Origin of the sequence: Enterobacter sp. HK169 (genome assembly GCF_001719105.1) — a bacterium.
GTDB classification, from domain to species: Bacteria; Pseudomonadota; Gammaproteobacteria; order Enterobacterales; family Enterobacteriaceae; genus Enterobacter; species Enterobacter asburiae_B.
Window position 1 is genome coordinate 915,281 of sequence record NZ_CP017087.1, and the last position, 18,452, is coordinate 933,732.

The 18,452-nt window shown below is 54.0% G+C and carries 24 protein-coding genes; 13 read left to right on the plus strand and 11 right to left on the minus strand.

The genetic code is table 11. The features are described from left to right. From trpCF to EnteroDNA1_RS21625, 6 genes are all read left to right on the plus strand, one after another. Positions 1-1,359 carry a bifunctional indole-3-glycerol-phosphate synthase TrpC/phosphoribosylanthranilate isomerase TrpF gene (trpCF, locus tag EnteroDNA1_RS04400; RefSeq protein ID WP_064672652.1) on the plus strand — a complete coding sequence of 453 codons (1,359 nt, stop codon included), beginning with the start codon at positions 1-3 and terminating at the stop codon, positions 1,357-1,359. A gap of 10 nt (positions 1,360-1,369) precedes the next feature. Continuing rightward, positions 1,370-2,563, plus strand: coding sequence for a tryptophan synthase subunit beta (gene trpB, locus EnteroDNA1_RS04405; RefSeq protein WP_064672653.1), 1,194 nt, complete (start codon positions 1,370-1,372; stop codon positions 2,561-2,563). Then, on the plus strand, positions 2,563-3,372 hold the full coding sequence (gene trpA / locus EnteroDNA1_RS04410) for a tryptophan synthase subunit alpha (RefSeq protein ID WP_029740534.1): 810 nt from the start codon (positions 2,563-2,565) through the stop codon (positions 3,370-3,372). The genes trpB and trpA overlap by 1 nt, the downstream gene beginning before the upstream one ends. Before the next feature lie 181 nt (positions 3,373-3,553). Next, positions 3,554-4,765: a selenium metabolism membrane protein YedE/FdhT gene (yedE, locus tag EnteroDNA1_RS04415; RefSeq protein WP_064672654.1), complete on the plus strand. Its 1,212-nt coding sequence runs from the start codon at positions 3,554-3,556 to the stop codon at positions 4,763-4,765. Next, positions 4,762-4,995, plus strand: coding sequence for a sulfurtransferase-like selenium metabolism protein YedF (gene yedF / locus EnteroDNA1_RS04420; RefSeq protein WP_003856774.1), 234 nt, complete (start codon positions 4,762-4,764; stop codon positions 4,993-4,995). Before yedE ends, yedF begins: the two co-directional genes overlap by 4 nt. Positions 4,996-5,121: 126 nt before the next feature. Beyond that, a complete protein-coding gene (locus tag EnteroDNA1_RS21625) occupies positions 5,122-5,460 on the plus strand; it encodes a hypothetical protein (RefSeq protein WP_071891551.1) in 339 nt (112 codons plus the stop codon). Positions 5,461-5,506: 46 nt separating this feature from the next. Here EnteroDNA1_RS21625 and ompW read toward each other — a convergent pair whose 3' ends face one another. Further along, on the minus strand, positions 5,507-6,139 hold the full coding sequence (gene ompW / locus EnteroDNA1_RS04430; protein WP_023312086.1) for an outer membrane protein OmpW: 633 nt from the start codon (positions 6,137-6,139) through the stop codon (positions 5,507-5,509). Positions 6,140-6,253: 114 nt separating this feature from the next. Next, positions 6,254-6,529 carry a hypothetical protein gene (locus EnteroDNA1_RS22440; protein ID WP_166670513.1) on the minus strand — a complete coding sequence of 92 codons (276 nt, stop codon included), beginning with the start codon at positions 6,527-6,529 and terminating at the stop codon, positions 6,254-6,256. Here EnteroDNA1_RS22440 and EnteroDNA1_RS04435 point away from each other — a divergent pair. From EnteroDNA1_RS04435 to yciA, 4 genes are all read left to right on the plus strand, one after another. Beyond that, on the plus strand, positions 6,422-6,826 hold the full coding sequence (locus EnteroDNA1_RS04435) for a YkgJ family cysteine cluster protein (protein WP_021240310.1): 405 nt from the start codon (positions 6,422-6,424) through the stop codon (positions 6,824-6,826). The genes EnteroDNA1_RS22440 and EnteroDNA1_RS04435 overlap by 108 nt on opposite strands. Before the next feature lie 25 nt (positions 6,827-6,851). Continuing rightward, positions 6,852-7,595, plus strand: a complete 744-nt coding sequence (locus tag EnteroDNA1_RS04440) for a YciC family protein (protein WP_064672656.1) — start codon at positions 6,852-6,854, stop codon at positions 7,593-7,595. 56 nt (positions 7,596-7,651) lie between these two features. Then, on the plus strand, positions 7,652-8,191 hold the full coding sequence (locus tag EnteroDNA1_RS04445; RefSeq protein ID WP_047647550.1) for a septation protein A: 540 nt from the start codon (positions 7,652-7,654) through the stop codon (positions 8,189-8,191). 104 nt (positions 8,192-8,295) lie between these two features. Further along, positions 8,296-8,691 carry an acyl-CoA thioester hydrolase YciA gene (gene yciA / locus EnteroDNA1_RS04450; protein WP_008502796.1) on the plus strand — a complete coding sequence of 132 codons (396 nt, stop codon included), beginning with the start codon at positions 8,296-8,298 and terminating at the stop codon, positions 8,689-8,691. Positions 8,692-8,730: 39 nt separating this feature from the next. On the opposite strand, the gene tonB is transcribed toward yciA, so the two are convergent. Continuing rightward, entirely contained in the window at positions 8,731-9,453 is a 723-nt protein-coding gene (gene tonB / locus EnteroDNA1_RS04455; protein ID WP_058841307.1) for a TonB system transport protein TonB, read from the minus strand. A gap of 220 nt (positions 9,454-9,673) precedes the next feature. On the opposite strand from tonB, the gene EnteroDNA1_RS04460 reads away from it, so the two are divergent. Beyond that, a complete protein-coding gene (locus EnteroDNA1_RS04460) occupies positions 9,674-9,970 on the plus strand; it encodes a YciI family protein (protein ID WP_023312090.1) in 297 nt (98 codons plus the stop codon). A 41-nt stretch (positions 9,971-10,011) separates the two neighbouring features. Here EnteroDNA1_RS04460 and EnteroDNA1_RS04465 read toward each other — a convergent pair whose 3' ends face one another. Then, positions 10,012-10,965, minus strand: coding sequence for a helix-turn-helix domain-containing GNAT family N-acetyltransferase (locus EnteroDNA1_RS04465; protein WP_064672657.1), 954 nt, complete (start codon positions 10,963-10,965; stop codon positions 10,012-10,014). A 437-nt stretch (positions 10,966-11,402) separates the two neighbouring features. Between EnteroDNA1_RS04465 and EnteroDNA1_RS04470 the strand changes: the two genes are divergently transcribed. Beyond that, positions 11,403-12,302 carry a nucleotidyltransferase domain-containing protein gene (locus tag EnteroDNA1_RS04470; RefSeq protein ID WP_069302927.1) on the plus strand — a complete coding sequence of 300 codons (900 nt, stop codon included), beginning with the start codon at positions 11,403-11,405 and terminating at the stop codon, positions 12,300-12,302. Positions 12,303-12,379: 77 nt separating this feature from the next. Continuing rightward, a complete protein-coding gene (locus EnteroDNA1_RS04475) occupies positions 12,380-12,934 on the plus strand; it encodes a hypothetical protein (RefSeq protein WP_197506918.1) in 555 nt (184 codons plus the stop codon). A gap of 92 nt (positions 12,935-13,026) precedes the next feature. Here EnteroDNA1_RS04475 and EnteroDNA1_RS21630 read toward each other — a convergent pair whose 3' ends face one another. From EnteroDNA1_RS21630 to EnteroDNA1_RS04500, 7 genes are all read right to left on the minus strand, one after another. Continuing rightward, positions 13,027-13,248: a DNA-binding transcriptional regulator gene (locus tag EnteroDNA1_RS21630; protein WP_071891554.1), complete on the minus strand. Its 222-nt coding sequence runs from the start codon at positions 13,246-13,248 to the stop codon at positions 13,027-13,029. Between the two features lie 76 nt (positions 13,249-13,324). After that, positions 13,325-14,494, minus strand: coding sequence for a phage late control D family protein (locus EnteroDNA1_RS04480; RefSeq protein ID WP_069302929.1), 1,170 nt, complete (start codon positions 14,492-14,494; stop codon positions 13,325-13,327). After that, positions 14,491-14,955, minus strand: coding sequence for a phage tail protein (locus tag EnteroDNA1_RS04485; RefSeq protein ID WP_023333118.1), 465 nt, complete (start codon positions 14,953-14,955; stop codon positions 14,491-14,493). The genes EnteroDNA1_RS04480 and EnteroDNA1_RS04485 overlap by 4 nt, the downstream gene beginning before the upstream one ends. 12 nt (positions 14,956-14,967) lie before the next feature. After that, complete coding sequence (locus EnteroDNA1_RS04490; protein WP_069302930.1) at positions 14,968-17,415, minus strand: phage tail tape measure protein; 2,448 nt, start codon at positions 17,413-17,415, stop codon at positions 14,968-14,970. After that, the gene (locus EnteroDNA1_RS21635; protein WP_240326290.1) at positions 17,405-17,563 is read right to left on the minus strand and encodes a GpE family phage tail protein; all 159 of its coding nucleotides are present in this window, start codon (positions 17,561-17,563) and stop codon (positions 17,405-17,407) included. Before EnteroDNA1_RS21635 ends, EnteroDNA1_RS04490 begins: the two co-directional genes overlap by 11 nt. Beyond that, on the minus strand, positions 17,560-17,868 hold the full coding sequence (locus tag EnteroDNA1_RS04495; RefSeq protein WP_059290894.1) for a phage tail assembly protein: 309 nt from the start codon (positions 17,866-17,868) through the stop codon (positions 17,560-17,562). Before EnteroDNA1_RS04495 ends, EnteroDNA1_RS21635 begins: the two co-directional genes overlap by 4 nt. A 60-nt stretch (positions 17,869-17,928) precedes the next feature. After that, on the minus strand, positions 17,929-18,447 hold the full coding sequence (locus EnteroDNA1_RS04500; RefSeq protein WP_069302931.1) for a phage major tail tube protein: 519 nt from the start codon (positions 18,445-18,447) through the stop codon (positions 17,929-17,931). Between the last annotated feature and the right edge of the window lie 5 nt (positions 18,448-18,452).

Sequence of the window (18,452 nt, forward strand, 5' to 3'; positions counted from 1 at the left end):
ATGCAGACCGTTTTAGCGAAAATCGTTGCCGATAAGGCCATCTGGGTGGAAGCCCGCAAGCAACAGCAGCCGCTTGCCAGTTTCCAGAATGACGTCGCCCCGAGCAGCCGTCGTTTCTATGACGCCCTGCGGGGTACGCGCACCGCGTTTATTCTTGAGTGCAAAAAAGCGTCCCCGTCCAAAGGCGTTATTCGTGACGATTTCGACCCGGCGCGTATTGCCGGCATTTATAAGCATCATGCTTCAGCCATCTCCGTGCTGACGGATGAGAAATATTTTCAGGGCAGCTTCGATTTTCTGCCGATCGTCAGCGGCATCGCGCCGCAGCCGATCCTGTGCAAAGACTTTATTATCGACCCGTATCAGATCTGGCTGGCGCGTTTTTACCAGGCCGACGCCTGCTTGCTGATGCTCTCGGTGCTCGACGACGAGCACTATCGCCAGCTTTCCGCCGTGGCGCACAGCCTGAATATGGGCGTGCTGACCGAGGTGAGCAACGAAGAGGAGCTGGAGCGCGCGATTGCGCTGGAAGCCAAAGTGGTCGGCATTAACAACCGCGATCTGCGCGACCTGTCCATTGACCTTAACCGTACGCGTCAGCTGGCGCCGCGTCTGGGGTCTGGCGTCACGGTGATCAGCGAGTCCGGCATTAACAGCTACGCCCAGGTGCGCGAGCTGAGCCACTTCGCCAACGGTTTCCTGATTGGCTCCGCCATGATGGAGCATGACGATCTCAATGCGGCCGTGCGTCGCGTGCTGCTGGGTGAAAACAAAGTCTGCGGCTTAACCCGCGAACAGGATGCCCAGGCCGCGTATGAAGCCGGGGCGATTTATGGCGGGCTGATCTTTGTGGACTCCTCTCCTCGCGCGGTCAGCGTAGAACTGGCGCGTAAGGTCATCGCAGCGGCTCCGCTCGGCTACGTGGGCGTTTTCCGCAACGCAGATATTGCAGACGTTGCGGCCAAAGCCGACGCGTTATCCCTGAGCGCGGTGCAGCTCCACGGCGATGAAGACCAGAGCTACATCGATGCCCTGCGCGCCGCGCTGGCACCACAGGTGCAGATCTGGAAAGCGCAAAGCGTTGGCGATACGTTGCCCTCGCGTAACCTGAACCATGTGGATAAATACGTCCTCGATAACGGCCAGGGCGGTACCGGCCAGCGTTTTGACTGGTCGCTGCTGAACGCCGAAAAGCTGGACAACGTCCTGCTGGCGGGCGGATTAAGCCCGGATAACTGCGTAGAAGCCGCTAAAACCGGCTGCGCAGGCCTCGATTTCAATTCAGGCGTAGAGTCCCAACCGGGTATCAAAGATGCCAGCAAGCTGGCCTCGGTTTTTAAAACTCTGCGTGCATATTAAGGAAGAGAAGATGACAACATTACTTAACCCGTATTTTGGTGAGTTCGGCGGGATGTACGTCCCGCAAATCCTGATGCCCGCGCTGCGCCAGCTGGAAGAAGCGTTTGTCAGCGCGCAGAAAGATCCGGCGTTTCAGGCGGAATTTACCGACCTGCTGAAAAATTACGCCGGTCGTCCGACCGCGCTGACCAAATGCCGCAACCTGACGGAAGGCACCAAAACCACGCTGTATCTGAAGCGTGAAGACCTGCTGCACGGCGGCGCGCATAAAACTAACCAGGTGCTGGGCCAGGCGCTGCTCGCGAAGCGTATGGGCAAAACCGAAATCATCGCCGAAACCGGTGCGGGTCAGCACGGCGTGGCCTCTGCGCTTGCCAGCGCCCTGCTCGGTCTGAAATGCCGCATCTATATGGGAGCGAAAGACGTTGAGCGTCAGTCTCCGAACGTCTTCCGTATGCGTCTGATGGGAGCAGAAGTGATCCCGGTGCACAGCGGCTCCGCGACGCTGAAGGATGCCTGTAACGAAGCGCTTCGCGACTGGTCTGGCAGCTATGAAACCGCGCACTATATGCTCGGTACCGCGGCGGGCCCGCACCCGTTCCCGACTATCGTGCGCGAATTCCAGCGCATGATCGGTGAAGAGACCAAAGCGCAGATCCTCGAAAAAGAGGGGCGTCTGCCGGATGCGGTGATCGCCTGCGTTGGCGGCGGATCTAACGCCATCGGCATGTTCGCAGACTTTATCGACGACGCCAGCGTGGGTCTGATTGGCGTCGAGCCAGCCGGGCACGGCATTGAATCGGGTGAACACGGCGCGCCGCTGAAGCATGGCCGCGTGGGGATCTACTTCGGGATGAAATCCCCGATGATGCAAACCGATGAAGGCCAGATTGAAGAGTCTTACTCTATTTCTGCCGGCCTCGACTTCCCGTCCGTCGGGCCGCAGCATGCGTATCTGAACAGCACCGGCCGCGCGGAATATGTCTCCATTACCGATGACGAAGCGCTGGAAGCCTTTAAAACGCTGTGCCGCAGCGAAGGGATCATCCCGGCGCTGGAGTCTTCGCACGCGCTGGCGCACGCGCTGAAAATGATGAAAGAAAACCCGGAAAAAGAACAGCTGCTGGTGGTGAACCTTTCCGGCCGCGGTGACAAAGATATCTTCACCGTTCACGATATTCTGAAAGCACGAGGGGAAATCTGATGGAACGCTACGATAACGTATTTGCAGAGCTGAAATCCCGCCAGGAAGGCGCGTTCGTTCCCTTCGTCACCCTGGGCGATCCGGGCCCGGAACAGTCGCTGAAGATTATCGACACCCTGATTGAGGCCGGTGCCGACGCGCTGGAGCTGGGTATTCCGTTCTCCGATCCGCTGGCGGATGGCCCGACCATCCAGAACGCAACGCTGCGCGCATTTGCTTCGGGCGTAACACCAACCCAGTGCTTCGAGATGCTGGCGGCGATTCGCCAGAAGCACCCGACCATTCCGATTGGCCTGCTGATGTACGCCAACCTGGTGTTCAACCGCGGTATCGATGAGTTTTACGCCGAGTGCGCACGCGTGGGCGTCGACTCCGTTCTGGTGGCAGACGTGCCGGTCGAGGAATCTGCGCCATTCCGTCAGGCGGCCATGCGCCATAACGTCGCCCCGATTTTCATCTGCCCGCCGAACGCCGATGACGCCCTGCTGCGCCAGATTGCCTCTTACGGACGCGGCTATACCTACCTGCTCTCCCGCGCGGGCGTGACCGGTGCCGAGAATAAAGCGGCGTTGCCTCTGCATCATCTGGTGGAGAAGCTGGCCGAGTACCATGCCGCGCCTCCGCTGCAGGGGTTCGGGATTTCATCCCCGGATCAGGTCACCGCAGCGATTGACGCGAAGGCGGCTGGTGCCATCTCCGGCTCCGCGATTGTGAAGATCATCGAGAAGAACGTGGACAAGCCAGAGCAGATGCTGGCCGAGCTGAAAGCGTTTGTGACCGCAATGAAAGCGGCGACGCGTAAAGCCTAACCCCTCCACCGTCTGGCATCCCTGCCAGACGGTTACCCTTTCTTCCCCACCATCAACAAAGGATTACGTCAAAATTGATCCTTTCGATATTTTCGGTATGAATGGCTTTTCAAACTGTCATGTAAGCGTATGATCTGGACTCTTTTTTATCTTTAATCCTTCTGAGTTCAGAGGCTTATTCATGTCATGGCAATACTTCAAACAGACTTACCTGGTTAAGTTCTGGTCACCTGTTCCGGCCGTTATCGCGGCGGGCATTCTCTCTACCTACTATTTCGGCATTACCGGCACCTTCTGGGCCGTGACCGGCGAGTTCACCCGCTGGGGTGGTCAATTGCTGCAGCTCGCTGGCGTGCATACCGAAGAGTGGGGTTACTTTAAACTCATTCATCTGGACGGCACACCGCTTACCCGCATCGACGGGATGATGATCGTCGGCATGTTCGGCGGCTGTTTCGCGGCGGCGCTGTGGGCAAACAACGTTAAGTTACGTATGCCCAAAAGCCGTATTCGTATTATGCAGGCTGTGGTCGGCGGTATCATTGCCGGGTTTGGGGCCCGTCTGGCGATGGGCTGTAACCTTGCCGCTTTCTTTACGGGGATTCCTCAGTTTTCGCTTCACGCCTGGTTCTTTGCTGTCGCCACGGCGATTGGCTCTTACTTTGGTGCCAAATTTACCCTGCTGCCGCTGTTCCGCATTCCGGTGAAAATGACAAAAGTCAGCGCAGCGTCTCCGTTAACCCAAAAGCCCTCTCAGGCGCGTCGCCGTTTCCGCCTCGGTATGCTGGTCTTTTTTGCTATGGTCGCCTGGGCAATGTGCACTGCGATGAACCAGCCCAAACTTGGCCTGGCGATGCTGTTCGGCGTGGGTTTTGGTCTGCTCATTGAACGCGCGCAGATCTGCTTTACCTCCGCGTTTCGCGATATGTGGATCACCGGTCGGACGATGATGGCGAAGGCGATTATCGCCGGGATGGCGGTCAGCGCCATCGGTATCTTCAGCTATGTTCAGCTCGGCGTCGAACCGAAAATCATGTGGGCCGGTCCTAACGCGGTGATTGGCGGCCTGCTGTTCGGCTTCGGGATCGTACTGGCTGGCGGATGCGAAACCGGCTGGATGTACCGCGCCGTTGAAGGTCAGGTGCATTACTGGTGGGTAGGACTGGGAAATGTTATCGGCTCGACGATCCTGGCGTACTTCTGGGACGATCTGTCTCCGGCGCTTGCCACGAGTTGGGACAAGGTCAACCTGCTGAGCACCTTCGGCCCCCTCGGCGGCCTGCTCGTTACCTACGCCCTGCTGCTGGTCGCTTTTTTACTGGTTGTCGCGCAGGAGAAACGCTTCTTCCGTCGTGCGAGTGTTAAAACAGAAACCCAGGAGAATGCTGCATGAAAGAGATCGTGCCCGATTACCGTCTGGATATGGTTGGTGAACCCTGCCCTTATCCGGCTGTTGCCACGCTTGAAGCCCTACCGCAGCTCAAAAAAGGGGAAATTCTGGAAGTGGTCAGCGACTGTCCGCAGTCCATCAACAACATTCCGCTGGATGCGAAAAACCACGGCTACACGGTGCTGGATATCCAGCAGGATGGCCCGACCATTCGCTATTTGATTCAAAAATGATCGCTAAGGGCCTCGCGAGGGGCCTTTATCGCATTGAATTATAAGACATCTTGATCCACGGCAAAAACGCGATCTTTGACTTAAGTAAAATCTCACTTCCCTTTTGAAGGAGGTTTTCGCGGTTTGATGTATTTACGAGCTTTACTGGTTTTCGCCTTATTAATTCCCTTCCATGCGCTGCCCCTGAATTTCTCTTCTACCTTCCTGCGCCTTAATTGTCCGCAAAGAGGACTTGTCGAGGTCATTCTGCACGTTTATGACCATACCCAGGAGCGATGGCACGGTCATTTTGAAACCGGTGCGGGACATAAACGTGCGGGAGATACTGAAATCATCCCGTTTGCCAACGGCGATATTCTTTTTCATTCCCTGTCCAGCGACGCTTTCAGCTATTTATATGATGGGGAAAATATCCTGAGGCACTGCGTAAAGCTTGATGAGCGGCCGGTTTATCCGTCGTTTTGAAGTGAGCAAAGCAAACTGGCCACCCTGTGGCCAGTTTGACGGGGGATCAGAAACGATAACCCGCAGAGAACATAAACACCCACGGATCCAGGCGAGTATTGATACTTTGCTGCTGACCGCCCGCCTTGAAGCGTACGTCCGTATCAATATCCATGTACCAGACCGAGGCGTTAATCAGCCAGTCGCGGTTAATCAGATAGTCCAGACCGACCTGCCCCGCCATACCCCACGAATCTTTCAGGCTGAGGTCAGTCAGACCGGCCTCTTTACCGGTATCGTTAAACTTCTCGTCGAAGAAGGTGGTGTAGTTCACACCGGCGCCAATATAAGGACGCACCTTGCTGCTGGCATCGCCAAAGTACCATTGCGCCATCAGCGTTGGCGGTAAATGGTGAACCGTAGCGATATCACCGGTTGCGCCCAGACCCACGCGATGACGGAACGGCGTTGCAGCCAGAAGCTCAACACCAACGTTTTCCGTCGCCATATAAGTGAACGTTAACCCTAACTGGGTGTTATTACTGACGTTAAAACCGCCCATACCCAGCACGTTATCCGATCCTTCAGTCGGGCGAACCGTAGCCGAACCGGCACGAATAAAGAATTCGCCTGCTTCATGCGCATACGCGCCGCCAGAGAGACTGCTTAATACAAGGGCTGCCACCGCTAATTTTTTCATATCCGCTCCATCGTTGTGGTTTTAATCGCGGATGAGAATATACTCACAAATGAGTAATAAGTGATCTGCTACAGATCACATTAAAACCAGTAACTTAACATTCATTGATCTGGATTAATTTTTTGTTACGCGTCCAAAAGCGATAAGTTGTTTCCATGTCAATTTTTGGCATTTCACGGTTACAAAATTTTCCCTTTTTCCCCTCTTGCTCTTCCTCTGACGGCTGGATAATTTATCGCTCTCACAAGTTGATTTGATGCGTTCTTCTTTTGCAGGTGTGCCATGAGTGATATCAACCCGTGCATGACGTGCGGAGCCTGTTGTGCGTATTTTCGAGTCTCTTTCTACTGGGCCGAAGCCAGCGATGGCGGCGGTACCGTTCCGGTTCATCTTACTGAGCCGTTAACGCCCTTTCTGCGCTGCATGAGCGGCACAAACCAAAAGCAGGCCCGCTGCGTAGCGCTACAGGGTGAGCCAGGGGTCTCTACCCGATGTTCCATTTATGAGGATCGGCCCAGCCCGTGCCGGGAATTTGCCATGTCGGGGGAAGATGGGCAGGTCAACGAAGCCTGCAATCGCGCCCGGGCGCGCGTTGGATTACCGCCGCTTTACAAAGATATGCTTTTCCATACAAGCCTTGATGCTGCCACAGCAGGTGCATCCGGTGTACAATTGCCGGCTAATTAACACCTGCAATACTCAAGGAGAGTGCATGTCTATCACGGCGAAGTCTGTCTACCGTGACACGGGAAACTTTTTCCGCAATCAGTTCATAACCTTTTTACTGATCGCGTTGCTATGTGCCTTTATCACGGTGGTGCTGGGCCATGCCTTCTCACCGAGTGAAGAACAGATTGCCAGCCTGAGCCAGGGCGACCATCTTGCCGGCAGCGTGGGGCTGTTTGAACTGGTGCAAAACATGACGCCGGAGCAGCAGCAGATTCTGCTGCGGGCGTCTGCCGCGTCAACGTTCTCAGGCCTGATTGGTAATGCGGTTCTGGCGGGCGGCGTTTTGCTGATGATTCAGCTGGTCTCGGCGGGTCACCGGGTCAGCGCCTTACGGGCGATTGGTGCGAGTGCGCAAGTCTTACCTAAGCTGTTTATCCTGATCTTTTTAACCACCATGCTGGTGCAAATGGGGATTATGCTGGTCGTGGTGCCGGGCGTATTACTGGCTATCGTGCTCTCATTTGCGCCTGTGATGGTGGTGCAGGATAAGATGGGGATTTTTACCGCGATGCGCAGCAGCATCAGACTGGCATGGGCGAATATGCGTCTGGTGGCTCCCGCCGTGATCGGCTGGCTGCTCGCCAAAACGCTCCTGCTGTTGTTTGCACCGAATTTTGCGGTATTAACGCCCAATGTTGGCGCGGTAGTGGCGAATACGCTGAGCAATCTGATTTCAGCGATACTGCTGGTCTATCTGTTCCGCCTGTATATGTTAATTCGTCAGTAATCCTGAGGCGGGCGGCATCGCTGCCACCCGCCCCGTTCAGAAGATGGAATCACAGAATGAAGCAGTTTCTTGATTTTTTACCGCTCGTGGTCTTTTTTGCTTTTTATAAGCTGTATGACATTTATGCCGCGACCACTGCGCTGATCGTTGCAACGGCTGTTGTTCTGATCTACAGCTGGGTTCGCTATCGTAAAGTCGAAAAGATGGCGCTGATAACGTTCGTCCTGGTCGCCGTGTTCGGCGGGCTTACGCTGTTCTTCCACAATGATGAATTTATTAAGTGGAAAGTAACCGTTATTTACGCGTTGTTTGCGGGCGCATTGTTAATTAGCCAGTGGGTCATGAAAAAGCCGCTGATCCAGCGCATGCTGGGCAAAGAGCTGACGCTGCCTCAGGAAGTCTGGTCCCGTCTGAATATCGCCTGGGCGGTCTTCTTTATTCTCTGTGGTCTTGCCAATATCTATATCGCCTTCTGGCTGCCGCAAAATATATGGGTCAACTTCAAGGTCTTTGGCCTGACCGCGCTGACCCTTATCTTCACGCTGTTAAGCGGCGTATACATCTATCGTCATATGCCCCAGGATGACAACCACTGATTAACGACTGACCAGAACGTCTACGACAGGCGTTCTGGTCTATTCTCTCCGCTGTGAAATCATAGTAGCATCCCGCCTGAAGTCTTCCGTTACGAGTTAAAACAATGACAACAACTAACGCCCCGCAGGGCGAACTGGTTTTACGCACACTGGCAATGCCCGCTGACACCAATGCCAATGGCGATATTTTTGGCGGCTGGCTGATGTCGCAGATGGATATGGGCGGCGCAATTCTGGCAAAAGAGATTGCCCACGGGCGCGTGGTGACTGTGCGAGTGGACGGCATGACCTTCCTGCGCCCGGTTGCGGTGGGAGATGTGGTTTGCTGCTACGCGCGCTGCGTCAAACGCGGCAACACCTCTATTTCAATCAACATCGAAGTATGGGTTAAGAAAGTCTCTTCTGAACCCATTGGACAGCGTTATAAGGCCACTGAAGCGCTGTTTATTTATGTTGCAGTGGATAGCGAGGGAAAACCCCGTCAACTTCCGCAGGCCTGATTGACAGGCAAAAAAAAAGCCTCCATCAGGAGGCTTTTTTTATTCCATCTGCGCCCCGCCGTTCAGGCGGAAAACAATATTCACAATCAGTCCGCTGCCCGGTTTTCCGGCTTCATAGCGCCATCTGCGCATCGCCGATTTCACTTCGCGCTCAAACATATTGGAAGGCTGAGCGGACAAGATTTCCACGTTATCCACGCGGCCATCGGCAGTGACGTCAAATTTAACCCGTACGCGGCCTTCAATACGTAAGGCCTGCGCCCGCGCCGGATACTGAGGCTGGTTGCGACTCAGCGCGCGCGGGCCCGCAGGGGCACTGACTGTCGGCTTAGGCGCGGTTGCGGTGTTATTCATCACCGGACGCGAAGGCGCCGCATTCTCGACCGTCTGGGTCGCACGTGGTTCAACCGGACGTTCCTCGCGTTTCGGACGCTCCTCGACCTTCTTCACCGGTTTTGGCTTCGGCTTAGGTTTTGGCTTCGGTTCAGGCTTGTGGATCACCACCGGCGCTTCCTTCGGTGGCGGCGGAACAGGCTCGGGCTCTGGCTCAGGTTCAGCCACCGGCTGCGGTGGCGGAGGTGCAGCCTGCGGCGGTTCGAGATCCGCTGGCGATACCATCGTCACCGAAATCGGCTGCGCGGGCGCGGGCATTTCAATAACCTGATGAACCGAGGTATACAGCAAACCCGCCACAACAGCACCGTGAATCACGACAGAAAGCAGCGTCGGCCAGGGGAAGCGGCGAGGTAAATCAAGGGTCATCGAAGTCATAATCATCAACGTTAAAAAACCGAACACTGATTTTAAATGCAAATAGCAATCATATTCAATAAGACACTTTGTTCTGGCGCAACTTTAGCGCATGAGAGGCCAAAAAAGGCGCATTCAGATCAGGGTGTTAACATTGTTTTTATTTTACATTGCAGTCGTTTGCCCTTTCACATAACGTAACTGACACTTTTACCGGTTAAGGAGCTTCGCCGTGTTTTACGTGATTTACTCTGAAGATGTTGCTGATTCGCTCGAAAAACGCCAGTCTGTGCGCCCTGCGCATCTGGCACGTTTGCAGCTGCTCCAGGATGAAGGCCGTTTACTGACCGCTGGCCCAATGCCCGCAGTAGACAGCAACGATCCGGGCGCCGCCGGTTTTGCCGGTTCCACCGTGATTGCTGAGTTTGAATCTCAGGAAAGCGCTCAGGCATGGGCTGACGCAGATCCGTATGTTGCCGCAGGTGTGTATGCGAAAGTGACGGTTCGACCGTATAAGAAAGTGTTCTGAAACCAAAGCGGCTCCGAAAGGAGCCTTTTTTATGGTGGAAGTTACGCGTCTCTGCGCCGGGTAAACTGCTGCTCCGTTATAAGGGTTCCCCACTGATCGCCCTCCCACTCTTTAACGAGCGTAAATCCAAACGATTCGTATAAACGCCGTGCGGCGGTCAGCTTATTGAATGTCCAGAGATGCACGGCAGAGAAACCTACGCTGTCGCAAAAGCGCATCGCTTCGGTCAGCAGTTTTTTCCCCACCCCGTGTCCCCGGCAGCCATCGTCGAGAATAAACCAGCGCAGATGGGCTTCACCTGGCGCTAAATCCTCGCCATCTATCGCCACTGACCCCAATATCCTGCCGTTCATCACCGCCAGCCAGATCTGGTTGCATGGCTTATCCAGGCGGTCACTAAATTCCGCAACTCCCGTAGCCACTTTGGCCTCAAAAAAACGGCCAAAATGATGCTCGCGCGCGTAATAGATCCCGTGCATCTCCGCGACACGACCAATCATGCCGGGAATATATCCCTGCACTATCGTGAGCTCGTCGGGGCGCATGTCGCTACCCGTCTCACGGCACGCCAGCAGCGCGTTGGCATAAAGGGAGAGTCCTTCAGAAATGGTCTGCTGCTGCGCAGGAGCCAGACTTTTTATTGCTGAGACCACGCGCTCGTTGCTAAAGGTATTAATTTTACTGACCGTCTCATGACCTTTCGCGGTCAGCCTGAGACTCTTCGCTCTCGCATCTTCAGGTGAAGTCACTTCCTCGAGTTCGCCCGCGGCAATCAGGCGAGCCAGCATCCGGCTGACGCTGGATTTATCCAGGCCCAGCAGCTGCACCAGCTGACTCGCCGTCGTCTCTTTGCGTAGGGCTATTTCGACCAGGGTATGGACGGCAGACGGTGAGTAATTCGTTGAGGCCAGGGTCGAGGCCATAAAACCTAACTCCCGCACCATCAGGCGCGAGGAACGTCGAATAACACTGACTACCGGGGTTTCGCTGTGCATGTTGTGCCCTCATCATTTAGTTGCACTATACAACTAACCGATGAGGGGTTGTCAAACATAATAAAAAAAGCTCCTTCAGGAGCTTTTTTAAAATCTTCAACTCAATGAAATAAAAGGATTTATTTCAGGTCACGTCCACATGTTGACCACGTCGATATAAGAAGCCCCGCGAATGCGGGGCTTTTGTTTGAACTAGTGCTGTTATTTGAAAAACATTAAGTCAGTTTAAGTATGCTTTTGACCGTCTGCTGAGGGCTAGAGGCGAAAGTTGACATTTATCTACATTTTCAGAAATCACTACCAAAGTTGACCTGCTCCCCGTTGATCAAAAAGTAGGTGAAGAGGTATAGTCCTATCATTGGAGAGAACTGCGCTTAATGTGATAAACAAATTCTGTTTACTACGATATTAGTTGCCTTTCAACATAAGGAATACTCGTGAGTAGAGATTGGGAATCGGTATTTGCAACTTGGTCGCAAGGACCAAGCGCAACGGAGCAAGAAAGAGTGGAAAACGCCGAGAGGCAAATAAGGCAAGCAATTCAGGCTAGTGATAAGTTAAAAAAGCGAAACATCAAAGTATTTGCGCAAGGCTCTTACAGAAACAGAGTTAATGTAAGGCGATATAGCGATGTAGATATTGGAGTTCTCTGTTTCGATACTTTTTTTCCTGAGTACCCTGATGACAACGTTAAAATGGAGCTTGCAAAAAGTTTCGCTCCCGCAACCTATGAATATGCGACATTTAAAAGTGAGTTAGAAGAGGCGCTTGTAGCTTGGTTCGGAAGAGCTGCCGTGACACGCGGTACTAAAGCTTTTGATATAAAATCGAATACATACCGTGTAGATTCAGATGTGGCTGCGTTTTTTGAGCATCGTCGATACGTTACGGCTACCTCTTATCTTTCTGGAGTCGAGATGATACCAGATGATTACTCCCCTCCTAGAGTCAAAAATTGGCCAGAGCAACATTACGAAAATGGCGTTTCAAAAAATACGTCTACATCAAGAAGATTTAAAAGAGTCGTTCGGATATTAAAGAATCTATCTAACGAGATGGCGTCAAAAGGTATTCAATCAGCAAACGATGCGCCGAGCTTTCTCATTGAAAGCTTGGTGTTCAATGCATCAAATTCATGTTTTGAACATCAATCTTTCAAACCCATGGTAAGGCATGTACTCGCAGAGCTATTCAATAATACTTTGTCACAGGAAAAATGCTCTGAGTGGGGTGAAGTGAACGAACTTAAGTATCTTTTCAGAAGCTCTCAGCCGTGGTCCCGTGAGAGTGCTCACCAGTTCTTAAGTGATGCTTGGGATTACATAGGTTACGAATAATGCTAACTAGACTTCATATATCATCGTTTATTGGTTTCACGATCGCAGTGTGGTTACTTGCTCTATGGTTTCAAGGCATGCCAGTACTCAGTGCCGATTTTGTAAAACCATTTAGTACGGTTGTTGGTGTTATAACTCTGTTTGTCGCCTTGTTTAACAAATACCTCTGGTCATGGAAATTATTTAAAGGTTGGTATGTTAAAAGGCCAGATTTAAGAGGAACTTGGAAGGTTGAATTGAAAAGTAGCTGGATAAATCCTGAAACTGGCGAAGGAGTGGCACCAGTCTATGGGTATGCAGTCATAAGACAATCTTTAACATTTCTTAGTTTGAGATTGATGACAAAGGAATCTAAGTCTGTATTGGTAGCTCACAGCATAGAACAGCAGGAAGATGAAGACTTGTTTAAACTTGTTGGAGTTTACCGAAATGAACCAAAAATTGAACTTCAAGGTGTTAGAAGTGAAATTCACCACGGTTCCTTTGCCTTAGAAATTCACGGTTCTCCAGTAGAAGAGCTTGAAGGTCATTATTGGACGGATAGGGCAACCAAAGGTGGAATGAAATTAGTTGGTCGTGTTGACAAATTATATAGCACATATGAGCAGGCAGAACGTGAGTTCAACACCTAAAAAAATACTATCGACCGCTCTTCGCACGTTGCTGACGTTCACTGAATAATCATCGGAAACTAAAGCCCCCGCATTTGCGGGGTTTTTTTTGGTCACTGCCAGTGCATTTGTTGCTGTCCTGATGATGTCGGATGCGGTGCCGCTGGCACTACTACCCCCGGCGAAACGATAAAGCGCTCTATCGTTTCAGTGGTGACAAACGTAGCGCTGCAATTGATATTTGTGCATTGATGATAACGCTCTTTTGTCGTGTCAGAAAAATAGCGACTAGTGCGAGCGTGGGCGGCGTAATGGCAATTTGGACAGTGAAACATGGCGAGCACCTCAGAACGTTTTTGATGCGCCAATTTTAGCCATTAAAATCTTATATATCAAACACATAAACAACTTTTATTGTGTCACCTCTTCGCTTTCATACTCCACATCCGAAACCTTAACCTCAAGCTCTAAGCCCGTCGTGTAGCCGTTCCCGTTGAGGTTATGCACCACCCGGCTGATTATCCACGCCTGATCGTCTATGACGCGCTTAAAGCCTTTCACCGCGATTGGCGTTTCAGGAAATAAATCTGCCCGGCCAATAGCCAGCGAAATTGAAAACTCCGCGACACCTCGCTGCAGCTTGTCCCACTTCGCCTGAGCGGCGCGCATGGCCTGCGCCTTTGACGCATAAATCGTCGTGAGCTCCAGCACGTTATCAGCCTCACCGGCCATATACTCGCCCTCGCGCGCTTCATGCTCTTTTTTGGCTTTGGCCTTTGCCGGGGCTTTGGTCGCTTTCGGATGCTGCAGCGCTCGGAGATACTTCTCTTTGGGCTTACGCCTGAGCTTAACCTTTTGCTTTTGCGGCTTCGGGTCTTTGGTGTGCAGCCATTTCGCCGTAACGCCGGTATAGGCTTCCCGGTCAGCAATGGCAAACTGATGACGATCGCCGTCGCCGCGCTCAAGCGTCATCTGCGAAAGGGGCTTCCCGCTGGCCGTCTTACCGCTCCCCGCTTTCAGGAATAACAGTTTCCCCGCTTTTACCGAAACCGCCGCCCCGTTCCGGTCAGCCAGACGGGACAGAAACACCGCGTCGGATTCCTGCGACTGGTCAATGTGAGGCACTGCGACGGCTTTCAGCGTGTCAGCCACGCTCGCCGTCAGCTTATTGCGTGCCGCAATCGCCTCCACAATTTGCCCGAGCGTGGTGTCATGCCATGACTGTTCCCGGCGCGAGTTCAGCGACCCGCGAAAATCGGCGCTGCGCCCCCTGATGGTCAGCGTATCTGGCGCACCACGGTGCTCGATTTCGTCGACCGTGAACGTCCCTTTTTTTATCAGCGCGGATCCCTGCCAGCCTAACCACAGCGTCAACGTTGCGCCGCGCGGTGGCAAAGCTATCTGGCCGTCGGTGTCATCGAGCTCGATATCGAGCTGGTCGGCCTCGAATCCGCGATTATCGGTCATTGTCAGGCTGATAAGGCGGTCGCTAAAATCCTGCGTGATATCCTCGTTATCCAGCTTGAGCATAAACGCCGGGGCAATCTTCGCCCCGGCCTGAATATCCATTCCTGTAATCATCCTGCCAGCCCTCCCAGCCAGTCACCGGCAGACGTGACCAGATTGTCGGCCTGCGTTTTCAGGTCGCCATAAATGGCCGCCAGCGATTTATCGACCCGCTTAAGCGAAAGGCTAAACTCGATTTTTCTCGCCGCTCCGTCGCTGAATAGCTCGGTGTGCGTGTGCGTCACTTTGTCGATGACATACATACCGTGGATCATGCCCGTTCCGTCAATCAGCGGCCACGCTCGCCCCTCGTCTGCCATCAGCTCGATGGCGGTCAGTGACAGACGTCCGCCGGTAATTTCGGGATAGAGGACACCCGACAGCGTGCGCGTGGTTTCCCCTTCCCCGAGATACTGGTAAGCCGGTGGCTTGCCGATACGGTCGTTTGACGCCCAGCGGTAATCCTTCGAATACTGCATGGACTGATAGGGCAGCGTGCGGCGCTCAAACACAAACAAACCTAAAACCATTAACATGCTTTATCCCCCTCAGTCATGACGCATACTTGAGCGCTGACGCGCACGGTTTTCACGGTCGAGTTTATCGACAGCCTCACGCAGCTGACGGTCGAGGTCGCTGCCCGGCGCGATGCCACCATTCAGGTTGATGTTATATTCTGGCTTGCTCTGGTCGACGTAAGTCTTACCCATGGGCGCGGTAACTGGCTGATATGCCTGATAACCGCCATATGTTGAGGTTGCCGGAATATAAGACACCTTTTGCGAGCCGGTGGCGGCATTGGCTTTTACGGCCTTCTGGTCAAGGTCGCTTGATTCTTTATTGATAACCCCGAGCTTTTCCAGTAACCAGTTAACGCCGGTACGCAATGTATTAAAGCTTTTGAGCGGTAACATCAGCGCTTCGGCCAGCATCTTACCGAACATCACACCCGCATTTTTGCAGCTGTCGAGCGTCTCCTGCGTCGACTTAACCGGTGCGATCAGGTCTTTAAACCACTGCCACGCCGCTTTAAGTTTGTCACCCAGCCAGTCAAAAACCGGCTTTAACGGTTCGAATAACTCCACTACAGGGGCAAAAGCCTGCTTTATCCCCTCCATTACGCCTGAGAAAAATGCGCTTATTGGCTCCCAGTATTTGCGGATGAGCAGCGCACCGGCGATGATGGCAACGCCAATAGCCACAATCGGCCAGGTAAGCGCCCCGAGCACAGAGACAATGGCCGCCCCCATTGCGGCCAGATTTGCACCGAGAACACCGGCAGCGGCGATAATCACGTTGAAACCCGTTACCACCGGCCACGCTATCAGGCCAATCCCGCCCAGCACGCCAATCAGCGCCAGCCCACCACCTGCAATTAACCCGATGGTTGACGCAAGTGTTTTGTTATTGGTGATCCAGCCGTCGAGCTTTAAAACATATTTCGTGGCGGTTTTAGTGAGCTCACGCAGTGAGCCCTCCTGCTGGTCAAACAGGTCAGTACCGACGGCCTCATAGGCTGACTGAAATTCTTTGAAGTCGCCGCCTAGGTTGTCCTGCATGATTTTGACCAGCTCAGCGGTTTTCCCGTCCGAGGCTTTAAATGCCGCCGTGAGCTGGTCGAGTTTGCCGCTTGACGCAGCGGTCATCAGCACCGCCGCCGCCGAGCTGGCTTCCTCACCGAAAATGGTTTTCATGTACTCGCCTTTCTGGCTTGTTCCGAGATTATTTTTCTCAAAACTGCGCTGCATTTCTTTCAGAATGGCGAATATCGGGCGCGTGTTGCCCTTGCTGTCAGACGTTTTAACGCCGAGCTCTTTAATGGCCTCGTAAGCCTTACCGGTCGGAGCCTGCAGGCGACTCAGGACGGCACGGCTGCCCGTTCCCGCCATCGAGCCGGTGATTTTGGCGTCATGTAGCGCGCCGACCATTGCGGCGGTCTGCTCGATACTGACCCCGGCATTTTTTGCCACCGGCGCAGCATACGTCAGCGCGTCGCTCAGCCCGTCAAAGTCAGCGGCCGTTTTGTTCATCGTCATCGACAGCACGTCGCCGATGTGCGCGATCTGGTCGTTTGACATCTGAAACGCGGATTTCATCCCCGTCAGCAGCGCGGCGTTTTCTTCCATCGAGCGACGATTAGACAGCGCCATATTCAGCGTGACCGGCGTCGCCGCCTGAATCGCTGCCGCATCCCCGCCGCTTTTCGCAATGATAATCTGCGCGCTCGCCGCATCATCTGCAGACGCAGCGGTATTGTCCCCGAGCTGGCGCGCCTGTTTGCGCAGCGCCTCCATTTCGGGTGACTGTTTTTCGACCCCGAGCACGGCCTGCAGCTCAGAGTTTTTCTGTGCAAAGTCATAACCGGGTGTGAGTAATTTTACTCCGGCCATCGTTCCCGCCGTGGCGATACCGACGCCCGCCGCGCCTGCAGCCGCAGCGCCTCCGGCAAGGGATTTACCGGCCTGATAACGCTCTTTAACGCGACTCAGTCGCGCCTGCTGTTGACTGACCCGCGCCAGCGCCTCGCGCTGCCGGTTAAGTTGCGCGGTCGTTTCACTGATGCTGGTTTTCAGGCGGCGCTCATCCGCCGAGAGAGTACGGGTGTTAATCCCGGCCTGCGCGAGCTCGGTGCGCTGGCGCTGTACCGACTGCCTGAGGCTGTTGTATTTGAGCTGCAGGTCAGCGGCGGATTTCTTTGCCGCCTCCATCGCGCGCGCCTGCGCGGTTGTGGGGTTCTGCGTGTTTTTAAACTGGACGGCCAGCGCGGCGGCTTCCTGTTTCGCCTTGTTAAGCGACTGGCCTGTCATAGCAAGCTGTGCGCTCGCTTTCCTGAATCCGTCAATTCGGCCAGCCTGCGCATTCAGATCGCGCAGGCTGTTTTGAGAAGTGCGGATATCGCCGGCAAGGGTCTTGCTGGCAGTCTGGATAGCTTTGAGCGGTCGGCTTGCACGGTCTACTGCGTTCAGCAGTACCTCAATCCTGACGTTATTGCTCATGGTGGTGTCCGCTTCGCTGCAGCGCCTTTTCGCGCCATGTGATGAGCTCGGTCACACTCAGGGAATTTAGCTCTGATGGCGGCCAGTGAAATATCACCGCGATATCCGCCATCAGGTCATCGACCGAAAGGTTGTCCGGGAAGGTCAGCGAGCCGAAGATGGCGACAAAAAACCGACCACCTTACCGGCGAATAAAATCAGGTCTGACGCTTCCAGACGCATGACCTCGGGCTCGGTCAGCGCCGGGTATGTCATGCGCGGCAGCACCTTAATCAGCGCATCGACGTCAGAGTTTGCCAGCGAGGCCAGACTCACACCGCGCAGAGTACCGGCGTTGGGTTTGGACACGGTCACCTGTTCGATTTTTTGCTCGCCACGCATGATGGGATTATCGAGGATCACAATGTTCGGGTTTTCGGTTTCGGTGGTGGCGGTTTCGTTGATGTTTTCCATGATGTTGCTCTCTTTGAATGTGAGTAAGTGACCGGCCAGTCAGGCTGACCGGTTAACGGGTTACAGGCCAATCGCCCGGCGATGCTCAGCAAGACGGTCGACGCCGTCGACTTTCATCACCATGTTGATGACGTCAATCTCGATGACCTCTTTGCCGTCGATCGTGAGCTGGTAGTACGAGCACTCGGTCGCGATTTTGGTCGTGCCGCTTTCGCCCTGTTTGTTCTCGCCGCCGTCGTACTCCTTGTGACGGCCACGCATGACCACCTCAACGGCAGAAATATCGCCGGTGTCATCGCGTTGGAATGAGCCGGTGAAGCGCAGCGGCACGCTGTCGGCACCCGGTGACGCGTACTGCGCCCACAGCTCAACGTCAGGCAGGCCGCCCAGCGTCCACTCAAGCGACAGCGCGTCGTCGTCGAGGCCGAGGTCAATCGACACCGAGCCCGGCATCCCGCTGCCGCGATATTTCTCTAGCTTGCGGGTCAGCTTTGGCAGGGTGACGGATTCAACGACGCCCATGTAGCTGAGGCCGTCGTTAAACATGTTCAGGTATTTCAGTTTGCGTGGTAACGCCATGCTCT